The sequence below is a fragment of the Amycolatopsis sp. lyj-109 genome (assembly GCF_046548995.1).
Lineage (GTDB): Bacteria > Actinomycetota > Actinomycetes > Mycobacteriales > Pseudonocardiaceae > Amycolatopsis.
The window spans coordinates 166,341-182,045 of record NZ_JAJPWR010000001.1 but is presented as its reverse complement, the minus strand read 5'-3'; the positions used below and the strand labels follow the sequence as shown (position 1 = coordinate 182,045).

General features: G+C 71.4%; 14 protein-coding genes and 1 riboswitch. Of the genes, 3 read left to right on the top strand and 11 right to left on the bottom strand.

The window, feature by feature from the left end; genetic code table 11:
* Position 1: 1 nt before the first annotated feature.
* Positions 2-2,833, bottom strand: coding sequence for an aminomethyl-transferring glycine dehydrogenase (gene gcvP / locus ACLJQF_RS00795; protein ID WP_410606797.1), 2,832 nt, complete (start codon positions 2,831-2,833; stop codon positions 2-4).
* Positions 2,834-2,968: 135 nt separating this feature from the next.
* Positions 2,969-3,062: riboswitch (glycine riboswitch) on the bottom strand.
* A gap of 155 nt (positions 3,063-3,217) precedes the next feature.
* Positions 3,218-4,513: a helix-turn-helix domain-containing protein gene (locus ACLJQF_RS00790; RefSeq protein ID WP_410606234.1), complete on the bottom strand. Its 1,296-nt coding sequence runs from the start codon at positions 4,511-4,513 to the stop codon at positions 3,218-3,220.
* A gap of 71 nt (positions 4,514-4,584) precedes the next feature.
* Between ACLJQF_RS00790 and ACLJQF_RS00785 the strand changes: the two genes are divergently transcribed.
* Complete coding sequence (locus ACLJQF_RS00785; RefSeq protein WP_410606233.1) at positions 4,585-4,782, top strand: hypothetical protein; 198 nt, start codon at positions 4,585-4,587, stop codon at positions 4,780-4,782.
* Here ACLJQF_RS00785 and ACLJQF_RS00780 read toward each other — a convergent pair.
* From ACLJQF_RS00780 to ACLJQF_RS00765, 4 genes are read right to left on the bottom strand one after another with little or no spacing between them, the layout of a single operon-like run.
* A complete protein-coding gene (locus ACLJQF_RS00780; RefSeq protein WP_410606232.1) occupies positions 4,779-5,546 on the bottom strand; it encodes a 3-oxoacyl-ACP reductase in 768 nt (255 codons plus the stop codon). The genes ACLJQF_RS00785 and ACLJQF_RS00780 overlap by 4 nt on opposite strands.
* Positions 5,546-6,913 carry an aldehyde dehydrogenase family protein gene (locus ACLJQF_RS00775; protein ID WP_410606231.1) on the bottom strand — a complete coding sequence of 456 codons (1,368 nt, stop codon included), beginning with the start codon at positions 6,911-6,913 and terminating at the stop codon, positions 5,546-5,548. The genes ACLJQF_RS00780 and ACLJQF_RS00775 overlap by 1 nt, the downstream gene beginning before the upstream one ends.
* On the bottom strand, positions 6,910-7,620 hold the full coding sequence (locus tag ACLJQF_RS00770) for a gamma-glutamyl-gamma-aminobutyrate hydrolase family protein (protein ID WP_410606230.1): 711 nt from the start codon (positions 7,618-7,620) through the stop codon (positions 6,910-6,912). The genes ACLJQF_RS00775 and ACLJQF_RS00770 overlap by 4 nt, the downstream gene beginning before the upstream one ends.
* The gene (locus ACLJQF_RS00765) at positions 7,601-8,965 is read right to left on the bottom strand and encodes a glutamine synthetase family protein (protein WP_410606229.1); all 1,365 of its coding nucleotides are present in this window, start codon (positions 8,963-8,965) and stop codon (positions 7,601-7,603) included. The genes ACLJQF_RS00770 and ACLJQF_RS00765 overlap by 20 nt, the downstream gene beginning before the upstream one ends.
* A gap of 210 nt (positions 8,966-9,175) precedes the next feature.
* Here ACLJQF_RS00765 and ACLJQF_RS00760 point away from each other — a divergent pair, with 210 nt between their 5' ends.
* Positions 9,176-9,700, top strand: a complete 525-nt coding sequence (locus ACLJQF_RS00760) for a general stress protein (protein WP_410606228.1) — start codon at positions 9,176-9,178, stop codon at positions 9,698-9,700.
* Positions 9,701-10,084: 384 nt separating this feature from the next.
* On the opposite strand, the gene ACLJQF_RS00755 is transcribed toward ACLJQF_RS00760, so the two are convergent.
* From ACLJQF_RS00755 to ACLJQF_RS00745, 3 genes are all read right to left on the bottom strand, one after another.
* Positions 10,085-11,047, bottom strand: coding sequence for an alpha/beta fold hydrolase (locus ACLJQF_RS00755; protein ID WP_410606227.1), 963 nt, complete (start codon positions 11,045-11,047; stop codon positions 10,085-10,087).
* Positions 11,048-11,152: 105 nt separating this feature from the next.
* Positions 11,153-12,367 carry a DUF1700 domain-containing protein gene (locus tag ACLJQF_RS00750; RefSeq protein WP_410606226.1) on the bottom strand — a complete coding sequence of 405 codons (1,215 nt, stop codon included), beginning with the start codon at positions 12,365-12,367 and terminating at the stop codon, positions 11,153-11,155.
* Positions 12,364-12,699: a PadR family transcriptional regulator gene (locus tag ACLJQF_RS00745; RefSeq protein WP_410606225.1), complete on the bottom strand. Its 336-nt coding sequence runs from the start codon at positions 12,697-12,699 to the stop codon at positions 12,364-12,366. The genes ACLJQF_RS00750 and ACLJQF_RS00745 overlap by 4 nt, the downstream gene beginning before the upstream one ends.
* A gap of 131 nt (positions 12,700-12,830) precedes the next feature.
* Here ACLJQF_RS00745 and ACLJQF_RS00740 point away from each other — a divergent pair, with 131 nt between their 5' ends.
* On the top strand, positions 12,831-13,733 hold the full coding sequence (locus tag ACLJQF_RS00740; RefSeq protein ID WP_410606224.1) for an SMP-30/gluconolactonase/LRE family protein: 903 nt from the start codon (positions 12,831-12,833) through the stop codon (positions 13,731-13,733).
* 43 nt (positions 13,734-13,776) lie between these two features.
* Here the strand turns inward: ACLJQF_RS00740 and ACLJQF_RS00735 are convergent, their stop codons facing one another.
* Positions 13,777-14,955: an MAB_1171c family putative transporter gene (locus ACLJQF_RS00735; protein WP_410606223.1), complete on the bottom strand. Its 1,179-nt coding sequence runs from the start codon at positions 14,953-14,955 to the stop codon at positions 13,777-13,779.
* Positions 14,952-15,518, bottom strand: coding sequence for a hypothetical protein (locus tag ACLJQF_RS00730; RefSeq protein ID WP_410606222.1), 567 nt, complete (start codon positions 15,516-15,518; stop codon positions 14,952-14,954). The genes ACLJQF_RS00735 and ACLJQF_RS00730 overlap by 4 nt, the downstream gene beginning before the upstream one ends.
* Positions 15,519-15,705 lie beyond the last annotated feature (187 nt).

Sequence of the window (15,705 nt, the reverse complement as noted above, 5' to 3'; positions counted from 1 at the left end):
CTCACGAGCCGTACTCGCTGAGGGGCGGGCAGGAGCACACGAGGTTACGGTCGCCGCGGGCGCCGTCGATGCGACGCACCGGCGGCCAGTACTTGTTCTTGCGGGAAACACCCGCCGGGTACACGGCCACCTCGCGGTCGTAGCGCTTGTCCCACTCGCCGACCAGCGTCTCCGCGGTGTGCGGGGCGCCCCGCAGCGGCGACTCCTCGGCGGCCCAGCGACCGGCAGCCACCTCGTCGATCTCGGCGCGGATGGCGATCATCGCGGCGATGAACCGGTCGATCTCGCCCAGGTCCTCGGACTCGGTCGGCTCGACCATCAGCGTCCCCGCGACCGGGAACGACATGGTCGGCGCGTGGAAGCCGTAGTCGATGAGCCGCTTGGCGACGTCGTCGACCGTCACGCCGGTCTCCTTGGTGATCTGGCGCAGGTCGAGGATGCACTCGTGCGCGACCAGGCCGTCCTGGCCGGTGTAGAGCACCGGGTAGTGCGGAGCCAGGCGCGAAGCGACGTAATTGGCGGCCAGCACGGCGACCTTCGTGGCCGCGGTCAGGCCGGGCGCGCCCATCATCCGGACGTACGCCCAGGAGATCGGCAGGATCGACGCCGAACCGTAGGGCGCGCCGCTGATCGGGCCGACGCCGGTCGCCGGGCCGGCGGCGTCGAGCAGCGGGTGGTTCGGCAGGTACGGCGCGAGGTGCGCGCGCACCGCGACCGGGCCGACGCCGGGGCCACCGCCGCCGTGCGGGATGCAGAACGTCTTGTGCAGGTTCAGGTGCGAGACGTCGCCGCCGAACTCGCCCGGCTTGGCCAGCCCGAGCAGGGCGTTGAGGTTCGCGCCGTCGACGTAGACCTGGCCACCGCCGTCGTGGACGATCTTCGCCAGCTCGTCGATGTCGTGCTCGTACACGCCGTGGGTCGACGGGTACGTCACCATGATCGCGGCGAGGGTGTCCCGGTGGGTGTCCACTTTGGACCGCAGGTCGGCCAGGTCGACGTTGCCCTCGTCGGTGCACTTGACGACGACCACGCGCATCCCGGCGAGCACCGCGGACGCGGCGTTGGTGCCGTGCGCGGACGACGGGATCAGGCAGACGTCACGGGCCTCGTCGCCGTTGGCGCGGTGGTAGGCGCGGATCGCGAGGAGCCCGGCGAGCTCGCCCTGGCTGCCCGCGTTCGGCTGCAGCGACACCTTGTCGTAGCCGGTGACCTCGGCCAGCCAGTCCGCGAGCTGCCCCACGAGCGTGTGGTACCCGGAAGCGTCCTCGGCCGGCGCGAACGGGTGGATACCGGCGAACTCGCGCCAGCTGATCGGCTCCATCTCGGTGGTGGCGTTGAGCTTCATCGTGCAGGAGCCGAGCGGGATCATGCCGCGGTCGAGCGCGTAGTCCAGGTCGGAGAGGCGGCGCAGGTAGCGCAGCATGGCCGTCTCGGAGCGGTGGGTGCCGAAGACCTCGTGGCCCATGAGGCCGCTCTCGCGGGCGAGGCCGTTCGGCAGGGCGACGCCGTCCTTCAGGTCCCCTTCGACCTTGAAGGCGTTGAGAACCTTCGCGGCGATCGCGGGGGTGCTGACCTCGTCGAAGGCGACGCGGACGTGGTCGGCGTCGACGTGGCCGAGGTTGATCCCGGCTTCGCGGGCGGCCGCGTGGACCTCGGCGGCCTTGCCCGGCACCCGCGCGACGACGGTGTCGAAGAACGACTCGTGCACGACCTCGACGCCGTTCTCACGCAGGGCGCCGGCGAAGCCCGCGGCGAGGCCGTGGACGCGCCGGGCGATCTTCTTCAGGCCGTCCGGGCCGTGGTAGACCGCGTACATCGCGGCCAGCACGGCCGGCAGGACCTGCGCGGTGCAGATGTTCGACGTCGCCTTCTCCCGGCGGATGTGCTGCTCCCGCGTCTGCAGCGCGAGCCGGTAGGCCGGGTTGCCGTCGGCGTCGACCGAGACGCCGACCAGGCGCCCGGGCAGCGACCGCTCGAGGCCGGCGCGCACGGACATGTACCCGGCGTGCGGGCCGCCGTAGCCGAGCGGGACGCCGAAGCGCTGGGTCGAGCCCGCGGCGACGTCGGCGCCGAACTCGCCCGGCGCGGTGATCAGGGTGAGGGCGAGGAGGTCGGCGGCGACGGTGAACAGCGCGCCCGCGGCCTTCGCCGACTCGGAAATCGCGTGGTAGAAGCCGCGGCCGCGCAGCACACCGGACGCGCCCGGGTACTGGACGACGACGCCGAAGAAGTCCTCGGGCAGGCCGGTCAGCAGGTCGCGGACCTCGACCTCGATGCCGAGGGCCTCGACGCGGGTGCGCACGACGGCGATCGTCTGCGGCAGGCACTCGGCGTCGAGGACGACCTTGTTCGACTTCGACTTGGACGCGCGCCGCATGAGCGTGACGGCTTCGGCGACGGCGGTCGACTCGTCCAGCAGCGAGGCGTTCGCGGTGGCCAGGCCGGTCAGGTCGGCGACCATGGTCTGGAAGTTGAGGAGGGCTTCGAGGCGGCCCTGCGAGATTTCCGGCTGGTAGGGCGTGTAGGCGGTGTACCAGGCCGGGTTCTCGAGGACGTTCCGGCGGATCACGCCGGGCGTGACGGTGTCGGAGTAGCCGAGGCCGATCATCTGCGTCATCGGCCGGTTGCGCGCGGCCAGGGCGCGCAGCTCCGCGGTGGCTTCCTCTTCGGACGCGGCGGGCGGGAGGACCAGCTCACGGGTGGCGCGGATGGCGCTGGGGACGGCGGCGCCGACGAGGGCGTCGAGGCTGCTGTAACCGCATTCGGCCAGCATCTTCGCGCGTTCGGCCTCGGACGGGCCGATGTGGCGGGCGTCGAACTGCGTAGAAGTGATCGGGAGCTCCTCGGGCCGGGCGCACACCGGTGCGCTGGGAACTCCCCCTCTGTCATGGCACCTGAGAGTTTCACCGTGTGCGACACGGCTTTCACCTTGGGTGAGACGCGGGTGCGCCTGCTTTCCAGAGTGGCCTCGCGCGAAGCGGTAGCAGGTACCTGAGAGATTCCGGGGAGTTTGCTCCTTCGGTGCCCCACCGACTTCGTGAGGGCTCTCCCGCCTCGGCTCGACGGCCCGATCTGCAGTTGTGGCGCTACCGTACCCGGCGCTTCCCGCGGGCGTCTACTTCACCCGGGCAACGCCACAGTGATCCTCGACCCCGCCTCGACCCCGGACCGAACCGTCTTGAATGACTCATTCAGGACCTCGGAGGTCCTGAATGAGTCATTCAAGACCTCCGGCGATCCGGCGGACCACCCGGCCGGACAAAGCCGGCGGGCGGCGGACCCGGCCCGAGGGCAGGACCAGGCGTTTCAGCGGGCCGCCGAGCGGGACCGGGGGCAGGCCCGCGCCCAGCAGGACCTGCTCGACGATCTGCTCGGCGTGCCACGCCACCGAGTCGTTGAGCCGGTCGAGCGAGGGGCGGTCGCCGTCGAAGACGTCCTCGTCGGCTATGGTCACCTCGAAGTACGCGCAGCCCGGCGGGACCGCGATCGCCTCCTCGATCGCGCGCGCGCCTTCCAGCGGGTCCGCGAAACCCGCTTCGAGCAGCGGCTCGCGGTAGATGCGGGCGGCGCGGGCGCGCATGCGGGGGCCGTAGCGGACCACCACCGGGAGGCGGCCGGTCAGGTCGGGCAGGGCGAGGCCGTGCAGCAGCATGATCGGCGGCACCGAGTGCACCAGCCGCGGTGCGGGTTCGGCCAGCTCGCGGGCGGCGATCCGGACCCGGTCGGCCATCGTGTCCGGGAGGCCGAAGTAGCGGAAATCGACGTTGCCGAACCCGAGGCCGTCGGCGACCAGCGACGCCAGCAGCTCGCCGTAGCCCCAGATCGGCGACAGCACGACCACCGGCGGCGCGGCGACCACCGGTGACGGCGCGGGCGGCCGCGTCGCCTCCTGCTCGGGCACCTGGATGACCAGCCGCGGCGGCTCGTGCCAGTCGTGCACCTCGGCGACCCGCCAGTACAGCCCGAGCGGCCGCCACAGCTCGCCGAGGACGTCGTGCTCGATGATGCGGCGCACCTCGGCGTCGCCGTGGGGCAGGTCCCGCGGCGGCACGATCCCGACGTAGTGGTGGTAGGTGACCCGGACCTCGTCGCCGCGGGTGGCCGAGCGGATCCGCATCTCCCAGTCGATCGGTGACGCCGCGATCGCGTTCGCCACCTGCGTGCCGGGCGAGGAGTAGACCAGCGCGGTGGCCTGGCGGAGGAACTGCCCGGCCCGGTCGATGCCCTCCCGCAGCGCCTTCGCCGCCTGCGCCACGTGGACCGGCGAAGCCAGCGAATCGGGCAGGACCCCGGCGACGCGCAGCAGCTCGGCCTCCCCGAGCCCGGTGACCTCGGCGATCTCGGCCCAGTGGTCGAAGACGGTCACCTTCGGCGCGTGCCGGTGCTCGATCCAGCTGCGCAGCGTCGACGTCGGAACGCCGATGCGCCGCGCGGCCTCGTCCAGGGAGAGCCCGCGGGAACGGATGCCCGTCCGGACCGCTTCCGCCCACTCGTCGGCGCGCCAGTGCGTCACCTCACAAAACTAACGAAACCCGCTAGCTTTGCGCAGGGACGAATCGCCCGGACGCGCCCGACGCTGGTCCCATGACCACCACCGTGATCGCCCTCACCCTGATCGTCGGCGCGCTGACCTTCGCCGCCGGCGCGTTCCTCGCCTCCGAGATCGCCACCCGGATCCTGCGCCGCCGGGAAAAGGAGATCTCCGAAGAGCGCAAGAAGATCAACGCCGCCTGGCGCTACCTGCGGGAGGTCTACGACGTCAAGAAACAGACCAGGCGTTAGAGCGGGGTGACGTACGCGCCGGAGATGCCGCCGTCGACCAGGAACTGCGACGCCGTGATGAAGCTGGCGTCGTCGCTGGCCAGGAACGCCACCGCGGCCGCGATCTCCGACGGCTCGGCGAAGCGGCCGACCGGGACGTGGACCAGGCGCCGGGCCGCGCGTTCCGGGTCCTTGGCGAACAGTTCCTTGAGCAGCGGGGTGTTCACCGGACCCGGGCACAGCGCGTTGACGCGGATGTTCTCGCGCGCGAACTGCACGCCGAGCTCGCGGCTCATCGCGAGCACGCCGCCCTTGGACGCGGTGTAGGAGATCTGCGACGTCGCCGCGCCCATCACCGCGACGAACGACGCCGTGTTGATGATCGACCCGCGGCCCTGGCGCTGCATGTGCGGCAGGACGGCCTTGCAGCAGTGGTACACCGACGTCAGGTTGACCCGCTGCACGCGGTCCCACGCCTCGATGCCGGTGGTCAGGATGGAGTCGTCCTCCGGCGGCGAGATGCCGGCGTTGTTGAAGGCGACGTCGACCGAGCCGAACTGCTCCACCGTGCTGTGGAACAGGTTCTCGACCTGTTCGGCGTCGGTGACGTCGGTCTGGATGAACGCGCCGCCGATCTCGTCGGCGGCCGCCTTGCCCTCGGCCGGCGAGAGGTCCGCGATGACGACCTTCGCGCCTTCGCTCGCCAGGCGCCGGGCCGAGGCGAGCCCGATGCCGCTGGCGCCGCCGGTGATGACCGCGACGCGGCCTTCGAAACGCTGGACCATTACTCCTCCGTGCTCAGAAAGACGTTCTTGGTTTCGGTGAACGCCGCGGCGGCGTCCGGGCCGAGCTCGCGGCCGAGGCCGGACTGCTTGAAGCCGCCGAACGGCGTCCAGTAGCGCACCGACGAGTGCGAGTTCACCGAGAGGTTGCCGGATTCGACGCCGCGCGCAACCCGGAACGCGCGGCCGGCGTCGCGGGTCCAGATCGACCCGGACAGCCCGTACTCGGTCGCGTTGGCCATCCGGATCGCGTCGGCCTCGTCCGTGAACGGCACGACGGCGACGACCGGGCCGAAGACCTCCTCCGCCGCGACCGGGTGGCGCAGGTCCGGCGGGGTGAGGACGGTCGGCGGGAACCAGAAGCCACGGCCCGCGGGCGCGGTGCCGCGGATCGCGACGGGCGCGTCGTCCGGCACGTAGGAGGCGACCTTTTCCCGGTGCGCGGCCGAGATCAGCGGCCCCATCTCGGTCTTCTCGTCGGCGGGGTCGCCGACGACGACGCCGTGCACCGCGGGCTCCAGCAGTTCCATGAACCGGTCGTACGCGCTCGCCTGCACCAGGATCAGCGACCGGGCGCAGCAGTCCTGGCCCGCGTTGTCGAAGACGCCGTAGGGCGCGGTCGCCGCCGCCTTCTCCAGGTCCGAGTCGGCGAAGACGATGTTGGCGTTCTTGCCGCCGAGCTCCAGCGTCACACGCTTCACCTGCACCGCGCAGCCCGCCATGATCTGCTTGCCGACCTCGGTGGAGCCGGTGAAGACGACCTTGCGCACGGCCGGGTGGTCGACGAACCGCTGCCCGACCACGGACCCCTTGCCGGGCAGCACCTGGAAGACGTCCTCCGGGATGCCCGCCTCGCGCGCCAGCTCGGCCAGCCGGATGGCGGTCAGCGGCGTCAGCTCGGCGGGCTTGAGGACGACGGTGTTCCCGGCGGCGAGCGCGGGCGCGAACCCCCAGCCGGCGATCGGCATCGGGAAGTTCCACGGCACGATCACGCCGACCACGCCCAGGGGCTCCTGGAAGGTGACGTTGATGCCGCCCGGCACCGGGATCTGCTGGCCGATCAGGCGTTCCGGGGCGGCGGAGTAGTAGTTGAGGACGTCGCGGACGTTGCCGGCCTCCCAGCGGGCGTTGCCGATGGTGTGCCCGGAGTTCTCGACCTCCAGCCGCGCGAGGTGCTCGATGTCGGCCTCGACGGCGTCGGCGAAGCGGCGCAGCAGCCGCGCGCGGTCGCCGGGGGTGACGTCGCGCCAGGCCGGGAACGCCGCGTGGGCGCGGGCGATCGCCGCGTCGGTCTCTTCGGCGCTGGTCAGGGGAACGCTCCGCACCACCTCCTCGGTGGCGGGGTTCAGGACGTCGAAACTGGTGGTCATCGGTTCTCCTTGCTCGCTTCGACGAGAGCCTGGAACAGCCGGACGTCGTCGGTGTCCTGCTCGGGGTGCCACTGGACGCCGAGGGTGAACTCACCAGGTAGTTCAGCGGCCTCGATCGTGCCGTCGGCGGCCCACCCGACCGGCTCCAGCCCGGTGCCGAGCCGGTCGATCGCCTGGTGGTGGTAGCAGAGCGTCTTGGTTTCGGGGCCGAGGATCGCCGCCGCCCGGCTGCCCTCGGCGAGCGTGACCGTGCCCCGGCCGAACGTCGCCGGGGCGGGCTGGTGCTCGGTGGTGCCCGTGGCCTCCGGCAGGTGCTGGGTCAGAGTGCCGCCGAGGGCGACGCTGATCACCTGCAGGCCGCGGCACACGCCGAGGACCGGCTTGCCCGCCTCGCGCGCGGCCGCGAACAGGCCGAACTCGAAGGCGTCCCGCTCGGGCCGGACGTAGGTGGCCGGGTGCGGCTCGTGGCCGTAGCGAGCGGGCTCGATGTCGGCGCCGCCGGTGAGCACCAGGCCGTCCACAGTGGACACCAGCCGGTCGTGCGCGTCGGACACCGGGGGCAGCAGCACCGGAATGCCGCCCGCCGCGACGACGCAATCGACGTAGACCCGGTGCAGCAGCGCGGCCTCGGTGTCCCAGGCCAGGAACTTCGCGGGTTCCAGGTAGGACGTCAGCCCGATGACGGGCTTAAAGGCGCTCGAAGCCACGGACGAGCTCCCAGTCGGTGACGGCGGCGTTGTAGGCGTCGATCTCGATCTTCGCCGCGTTCAGGTAGTGGTCGACGACGTCCTCGCCGAAGGCCTCGCGCGCCAGGTCGCTGCCGGCCAGGGCCTCGGCGGCCTCGGGCAGGGTCGTCGGCACGGTGTCGCGGCCGGAGTTGTAGGCGTTGCCGGTGAACGGCTCCTCCAGCTCCAGCTCGTTCTCGATGCCGTGCAGGCCGGCGGCGATGAGCGCGGCCACGGCGAGGTACGGGTTGACGTCGCCGCCCGGCACCCGGTTCTCCACCCGCAGCGATTCGCCGTGGCCGACGACGCGCAGCGCGCAGGTGCGGTTGTCGGTGCCCCACGCGATCGCGGTCGGTGCGAAGCTGCCGGGGACGAACCGCTTGTAGGAGTTGATGTTGGGCGCGAGGAAGTACGTCAGCTCGTGCAGCGCGGCGAGCTGGCCGGCCAGGAAGTGCTCCATCAGTTTCGAGAAGCCGTGCTCGCTGTCACCCGCCAGGACGGCGCGGCCCTCGGTCGAGCGCAGGCTGATGTGGATGTGGCAGGAGTTGCCCTCGCGCTCGTTGTACTTCGCCATGAAGGTGAGGCTCTTGCCCTCCTGCGCGGCGATCTCCTTGGCGCCGTTCTTGTAGACGCTGTGGTTGTCGCACGTGCTCAGGGCGTCGGTGTAGCGGAAGGCGATCTCCTGCTGGCCGGGGTTGCACTCGCCCTTGGCGGACTCCGGGTACAGCCCGGCGCCGGCCATGTCGTTGCGGATGCGGCGCAGCAGCGGTTCGAGCCGCGCGGTACCGAGCATCGAGTAGTCGACGTTGTACTGGTTGGCGGGCTTGAGGCCGTGGTAGCGCTTGTCCCAGGCGGCCTCGTAGGTGTCGTCGAAGACGATGAACTCGAGCTCGGTGCCGACGAAGGCGGCGAGCCCGCGTTCGGTGAGCCGGTCGAGCTGGCGGCGCAGGATCTGCCGCGGCGACACCGACACCGGGCCGCCCTGCACGCGCTCGACGTCGGCCAGCACCAGCGCGGTGCCCTCCTGCCACGGGACCTCGCGCAGGGTTTCGAAGTCGGGGCGCAGCACGAAGTCGCCGTAGCCGCTGTCCCAGGAGGAGAGCGCGTAGCCGTCGACGGTGTTCATGTCGACGTCGACGGCGAGGAGGTAGTTGCAGGCCTCGGTGGCGTGGCCGACGACCTCGTCCAGGAAGTACTCCGCCGAGCAGCGCTTGCCCTGCAGCCTGCCCTGCATGTCGGTGAGCGCGACGAGCACGGTGTCGATCGTGCCCGCGTCCACGCGCGCCCGGAGTTCGTCGAGCGTGAGCATGCCTCGCCTGCGTGCCATCGTCGCCCCAAAGGTTTGGTATGAATCCTTTGCCGGTCCTTCCTACCCGGTGAGGTAGGCTGGGTCAACCCGAGAAAAGGTATTTTTCTGAGCCATTGCGATCGTGGCTGGATTGTCCGGGTTGCCCGGCTGAGAAGAGTCTGTGAATTCGCTCGTCCGGGAGGAAACCGGGGTCCCCGCACGTTGAACGGGACAAGAGAGGTGAGATCGATGACCACAGCATTCACGCAGCAGAGCACGATCGGACAGCAGCAGGCCCGGCCCCAGCTGCCGACCCTGCCCACCGGCTGGCCGATCGGTTCGTACGAGTCCTACGAGCAGGCACAGCGCGCGGTCGACCACCTCGCGGGTACCGACTTCCCCGTCACCGACGTCACGATCGTGGGCGTGGAGCCGATGCTCGTCGAGCGAGTCGCCGGCAAGATGTCATGGGGCAAGGTCCTCGGCAGCGCGGCGATGTCCGGCGCGATGTTCGGCCTGTTCCTCGGGGTGATGCTCAGCCTGCTGAACCCGGGCGCCGGCCTGGTCCCGATCGCGATCGGCCTCGTCGCCGGTCTCGGGTTCAACCTGCTCTTCGGCGCGCTGGGCCACGCGGCGAACCGGAACAAGCGCGGGTTCATCTCGCAGAGCCAGCTGGTGGCCCGCCGCTACGACGTCCTGTCCCAGCCCCGCACCGCCGAGAAGGGCCGCGCCCTGCTGGCCGACCTGGCCGCGCGCAGCGCGTTCGGCCGCTGATCCATCGCAAGAGCGAAGGCCGCCTCCCGCGGGCGGCCTTCGTCGTGCCTGGGCCCGCTCTTCAAACGCCCCAATGTGGCATTGGGTGCGTTGGACGATGCTGTTGGCGAATTCGAGCGGGTGCGCTGAGGCCGCTCCGGTGGCGAGCGGATCGCCCACAACAGCCAACTCACCGCCCGCAACAGCCAACTCGACACCCGGAGCGGCCAACTCGCCCGGGTTCTCCGGCGTGTTGGCCGTTGCGGCGGGCGAGTTGGCCGCTCCGGTTGGCATGAAACCGAATTCGCCAACAGCATCGTTGGACGGACCCAATGCCACATTGGGGCGCATGAGACCGCGCCGGAACTGTCGGTGCCCGCCGGTAGCGTGGAAAACGGGGGCTGCTCAGGTGCCCGACGACACCGTCGGCACATCCGGGATCCCGGCCGGCTCGGGAGCTTCCACCGGACGGCCCGCGCGCAGCAGCTTTCCCCACCGCGCCCGGTCGTACCGCGCCGGCGGTGTCTGGGCCAGGAACTCCCGCAGGATCTCCAGGAACCGCTCCGGATCCGACCGGTGCGGGAAGTGGCCCGCGCCCTCGAAGAGCACCAGCCTGCTGCCCGGCATCGCCCGGTGCGCGCGCAGCGCGTGGCCGCTCGGCACCACCGTGTCCTCCGTGCCCCACACCAGCAGCGTCGGGATGCCCTCGGTCAGGTAACACCGGTCCAGCATGTTGACCACCTGCCCGCGCCAGTCGACGACCGAGCGCAGCGTCCGCAGGAACGCCGAGCGCGTGCTCGGCTCGACCAGCCGAACGTAGCGGGCCAGCACGTAGTCGAGGTCAGCGTCGTCGAAGACCCGCAGCAGCCCGGCGAACCCGCGCAGCGCCGCCACCGCCGGCGGCGTCCCCAGCAGCGGCAGCACCAGCCCCGCTCCCGGCGCCGCGGCCAGGCGCAGCAGCGGGTGGACGCCCGCGCCGACCCCACCCGAGCCGACCAGCACGAGCCGCTCGCACCGTTCCGGGAACTGGTAGGCGAACTGCATCGCGACGCCGCCGCCGAGCGAGTGCCCGACCACCGTCACCCGGTCGACGTCGAGGGTGGTCAGCAGGTCGCGCATGCCGCACGCGTAGGCCGCGACCGAGTAGTCCGCGCGCGGCTTGGCCGAAGCGCCGTGGCCGAGCAGGTCGGGCGCGATCACCGTGAAGTCGGCCGACAGTGAGGCCAGCAGGTCCAGCCAGGTCGACGAGTCGTCGCCGATGCCGTGCAGGAAGAGCAGGGCCGGCCCGCGCCCGGCCATCCGGTAGGCGCGCTCGTACCCGTGGACGACCCGGGTGCGCGGGGCGAAACTGTCCGTGGGTGGCGTCACCCGCCCAGCTCAGCACGCTCACGTTCGCCCGGCGTTTCGGGCACGTTCGGAACGGGTGAACGCGCCAGGAGCGGCCCCGACCGCCGCTCCTGGCGTTCGTCCCCCCTACTTCGTCGGCGTCGGCGAGGCCGGCGCGGACGAAGACGTCGGCGACGTGGTCGTCGGCGGCACCGTCACCTTCGGGATCGCGGCGCTGAACGGCACGCCCGCGAGCTCGCGGCAAGCGCCGCGGTAGCCGTTGTAGCCGTTGTAGTTGCCCTGGTCGTCGGTGACGCCCTGCTCGATCTTCGGCCGAGGGAACCGGTTGTCCTCGCCGATCTTCTGCCGGCTGCCGCTCGATCGCTCGCAGCCGTAGCGGGTCACCGTGATCGGCCGGCCCTCTTCGTCGTAGAGGTAGACCTCGGTCAGCGGCTTGCCCTCGGCGTCGAAGGCGTAGATGTTCCCGACGTCATGGCCGCCGTAGGTCAGCTGGTCGTTGCCGTAGCTGTCGGACGACGTGTAGTACGACGGCGGGCTCGAGGAGCCGCCGCGGGCGAAGAGGTCGATCGCGGCACCGAAGCCGCCCAGCGCGCCACCGATGACGAACGCCGAGATCGGCACGGCCACCCACAGCAGCCGCCGGTCGGTGCGCACCCGCGGGCCCGCCCACAGGGCCGCGACGGCCGCGAGGATCAGGAACGGCAGCAGCAGTACCGCGCCCCGGTGCCGCAGCATGAGCAGCAGCCCGAACGCGACCAGCGCGACCGCGCACAGCACCCACCACGCCGGTTTGAGCGAACCGAGGTAGCGCAGGAACTTGCCGGCGTCCTCCTGCTCGCGGCCCTTGGCCATGGTGGTGCGCAGCCAGGCGACCTCCGGCAGGGCCAGCACCGGCTCGACCCCGCCGCGCAGCAGCAGCACCAGGCTGACCACGAACACCGGCGCGAACAGCAGCAGGCCGGCGAACACGTCGGGGTCGACGGTGACGGCGGCGCCGAAGGCGAGCAGCGCGAGCGCCAGCGCGCTGAACAGCAGGCCCCACAACGCGATCCGCGGCTTCACCAGGCTCGGCCCGGCAGTGGTGGTGAACACCTGCGTGGCACCCTCCCCCGGCGCCGGGTACCCGCCGGACGCGCGCAGCTCGGCGGCGTAGCTCTCCGGCGAGCCGAGCCGTTCGATCAGCGCCTCGACGCGGGCGCCCTCCCCCAGCTCGGCCTCCAGCTCCGCCAGGTGCGGGCGGACGTCCTCGAGGATCTCTTCGATCTCGCTCGCGGGCAGGTCGGCGAGCGCGGTCCGGACCCGCGCCAGATACACCCGCACGGCGGTCGGCTTGTCGCTCATGCTGCCTCTCCCACTGCGTCTCCCAGGAGTACGTTCATCGTCGATGCGAAGTTCTGCCACGTCTTGACCGACTCGGCCAGGCGCGCCCGGCCCGGCTCGTTCAGGCTGTAGTACTTGCGGTGGGGGCCCTCTTCGCTGGGCACGACGTACGACGTCAGCAGGCCGGCCTTGTACAGCCTGCGCAACGTCCCGTACACCGACGCGTCCCCCACCTCGTCCAGGCCGGCGGCCCGGAGCCTTCTCAGTACGTCGTACCCGTAGCCGTCTTCGTCGCGGAGCACCGCGAGAACGGCGAGATCGAGCACGCCCTTGAGCAGCTGACTGATCTCCACTGCACCCTCCAGTCTTACGCTTGGGAAGGTACCACGCATTGCGCAGTAGTGTGCACGGCGGAGGGTCGCATCGCGCTGGAGTTCGGCGAGCAGTATGCGATCTACTTCGTCCACCACTTGAGGAGTGTGCGATGGACCGGATCAAGACGGACTTCCAGGTGCTCGACGAGCGGTTCACGCGCGTGAACGGCGACGAGTGGACGCAGCGCCTGCACACGGGCTGCCGCTGGACGGAGGGACCGGCGTACTTCCCGGCGGGCCGCTACCTGGTGTTCAGCGACATCCCCGACGACCGCACGCTGCGCTGGGACGAGACGACCGGCCAGGTCGGCGTCTTCCGTCAGCCGTCCGGGTACGCGAACGGCCACACGGTGGACCGCCGGGGACGGTTGATCAGCTGCGAGCAGGGCCCCCGCCGGGTGACGCGCACCGAGCACGACGGCTCGATCACGGTCCTGGCGTCGGAGTACCGGGGGAAGCGGCTCAACAGCCCGAACGACGTGGTCGAGCACTCGGACGGGTCGATCTGGTTCACCGACCCGAGTTACGGGATCGACAGCGATTACGAGGGGTACCGCGCGGAGAGCGAGATCGGCGCGTGCCACGTGTACCGGGCGGCGCCGGACGGCTCGGTGGAGATCGTCGCGGACGACTTCAGCCGGCCGAACGGCCTGGCGTTTTCGGCGGACGAGTCGCGGCTGTACATCGCGGACACGCGTCAGACGCCGAGCCACCTCCGGGTGTTCTCCGTTGCCGGGAACGGAAAGCTGACGGGCGGCGAGATCTTCGCCACGAGCGACAGCGGCGGCTTCGACGGAGTCCGGGTGGACAGCGAAGGGCAGGTGTGGGCCGCGGCGCACGACGGGCTGCACTGTTTTGCCGAGGACGGGACGCTGATCGGGAAGCTGCGGATCCCGGAGATCTGCTCGAACTTCACGTTCGGCGGGGCGCGGGGCAACGAACTGTTCATCACGGCGTCGAGCTCGCTGTACTCGCTGAGGGTGACGGTGAACGGAGCCCGCTACCCGCGCTGATCCCCGGTTCCTCACTCGTCCGGCCGTCAACCGGCTTGCGACGCTAGCCGAGTGCTGCCGCGCGGACCCGGTCCACCACCGCGTCGCGGCGGCGCCAGGCCCGGCTCACCTGGACCAGCCAGGCCGCCTCGGCCGCCACGTCCGCTTCCGTGTCCGGCTCCGCCCGGTGCTCGGGCTCGCGGTCGAAGCGACGGCCCGCTCGACCCGCTTCGATCGCCGCCGCCAGCGTCAGCGCTTCCACCGTCGCCGCCACCTCGGCCTCGCGGACTCCCGCCCGGCGGGCCGCCGCCTCCGCGCGGGCCGGGAGGTCCGGGTCGAAGTGGGCTCGCAGCGCCAGGTGACCGTCGCGGATTTCGATCACCCTGCGGTACAGCGCGAACTCCGCGCCGCCCGCCAGCTTGCGGCCCGGGTCGAGGGTGATGCCCGGGACCGCCGTGCGCAGCGCCGTCCACAGTGGCTCGATGCGGCGGTACGCCCGGTACGCGCGTACCCGGCCGATCACCGACGACACCGACGGCGACCAGGCGCTGAGCGTTGCCCCGGCCGCCACGCACCCGATCGTCACGGCCGCGAGGATCGAGGACGGGAGGTCCTCGCGGGCGCCGATCCGGGCCGTCCGCGCCAGCTGGACGACGTCGTCGACGTCCCAGAACGTCCACGCGGTCGCCGCGCCCACACCGACGACCAGCAGCCACAGCCCGGCGCGGAGTGGCCCCGGCTCCGCGTGCCACGCGCTGCGGGCGAACACCGCGAACAGCAGACCGAGGCTGATCAGGCTGTAGAGCAGGAACAGCCCCTTGTCGCCCAGGGCGAACGGCAGGCCGGCGGCCGAGAAGACCGTGTCGTCGCCCACGCGTCGCGGCTCGGAAAGCGCGAAGCACACCGCCAGCAGCACCATCGTCGCTCCGGTGAACAGCGCGTGCGGTGCGAGCCGGGCGCCTTCGCCGCGCCACATCGACTGGCTGAAGGCCACCGCGAACCCGATCGCGCCCAGCTTCAGCTCGTCGCCGGCCAGGTTCAGGATCCATTCGGCCACCGGGCCCGGGCCGGCGAGGGCCGACATCGCCGGCGTCAGCACGACGATCCCGGTGGCGATGCAGATGCCGAAGCCGGCGAGGAGCCACATCGTGCGCACGGGCTGGCTCCCGCGCGCCTCGATCAGCTTGTAGCCGAACCCGGCGAAGCCCGCCGTGCAGAGGTAGTAGGCGAGGGTTTCGATCACGGCGTGCGGCGGCCGAACACGGAATCGAAGCGCCGCACACCGTCCGGGACGCCGGGCGCGGGTTCGCGTGGCTCGGCGGGCCGGACGACGCGCTGCGCGAGCAGGCTCGCGACGAGTTCGGCTTCGCGCTCCTCGACGTCGGTGTAGGTGGTGCGCCCGAGCACGCGCCGGACCAGCTCGGGCGAGAGGCTCGGCATGAGCTGCCGCCCGGCGGCGGCGTCGATGGCGACACCGTCGGCGCCCACAGTGCGGCCATCGGCGCCGACGTGACCGCACAGCAGGTGCCCGACCTCGTGCAGCAGGATGTGCCGCCGGTGCAGGGCGGTCGTGTTGGTCGGGTAGAGGATGTAGTCGGCGCGTTCGGTGCTCATCAGCAACCCGCACGGCGCGCCTTCGGGAGCGCTGACCGGCATCAGTTCGATGGGGCGCCCGCGCTCGGCGGCCAGGGCCGCGACGAACTCCTCGGCATCGAACGGTTCGGGCAGGCTGACGCCATCGGCGACCTGACGGGCTCGCTGCCAGAGCGAGCGGGCCGGTCGCCGCCGCCACGATGGTCGCCCCACCTCAGCCCTCCTTCACCACGCCGCAGCCGAACGGTTCCAGCCGGATCAACGCGGCAGAACGCCGGTGGTTGCGCGGCCGGGGAAAATCCGACGCACGAACGGGGAACGCGGTTCCCCCACAGGCGGCTCGGCGGCCGGAACGACGCCCCGCGACGATACCCGGCACGCCCGTACGCCGACTCGCGGA

Coding starts and splice junctions, on each gene's coding strand:
- ACLJQF_RS00740 (WP_410606224.1), top strand. CDS start 12,831: ATGGACCGGATCAAGACGGACTTCCAGGTGCTCGACGAGCGGTTCACG.
- ACLJQF_RS00780 (WP_410606232.1), bottom strand. CDS start 5,546: ATGGTCCAGCGTTTCGAAGGCCGCGTCGCGGTCATCACCGGCGGCGCC.
- ACLJQF_RS00785 (WP_410606233.1), top strand. CDS start 4,585: ATGACCACCACCGTGATCGCCCTCACCCTGATCGTCGGCGCGCTGACC.
- ACLJQF_RS00760 (WP_410606228.1), top strand. CDS start 9,176: ATGACCACAGCATTCACGCAGCAGAGCACGATCGGACAGCAGCAGGCC.
- ACLJQF_RS00765 (WP_410606229.1), bottom strand. CDS start 8,965: ATGGCACGCAGGCGAGGCATGCTCACGCTCGACGAACTCCGGGCGCGC.
- ACLJQF_RS00775 (WP_410606231.1), bottom strand. CDS start 6,913: ATGACCACCAGTTTCGACGTCCTGAACCCCGCCACCGAGGAGGTGGTG.
- ACLJQF_RS00750 (WP_410606226.1), bottom strand. CDS start 12,367: ATGAGCGACAAGCCGACCGCCGTGCGGGTGTATCTGGCGCGGGTCCGG.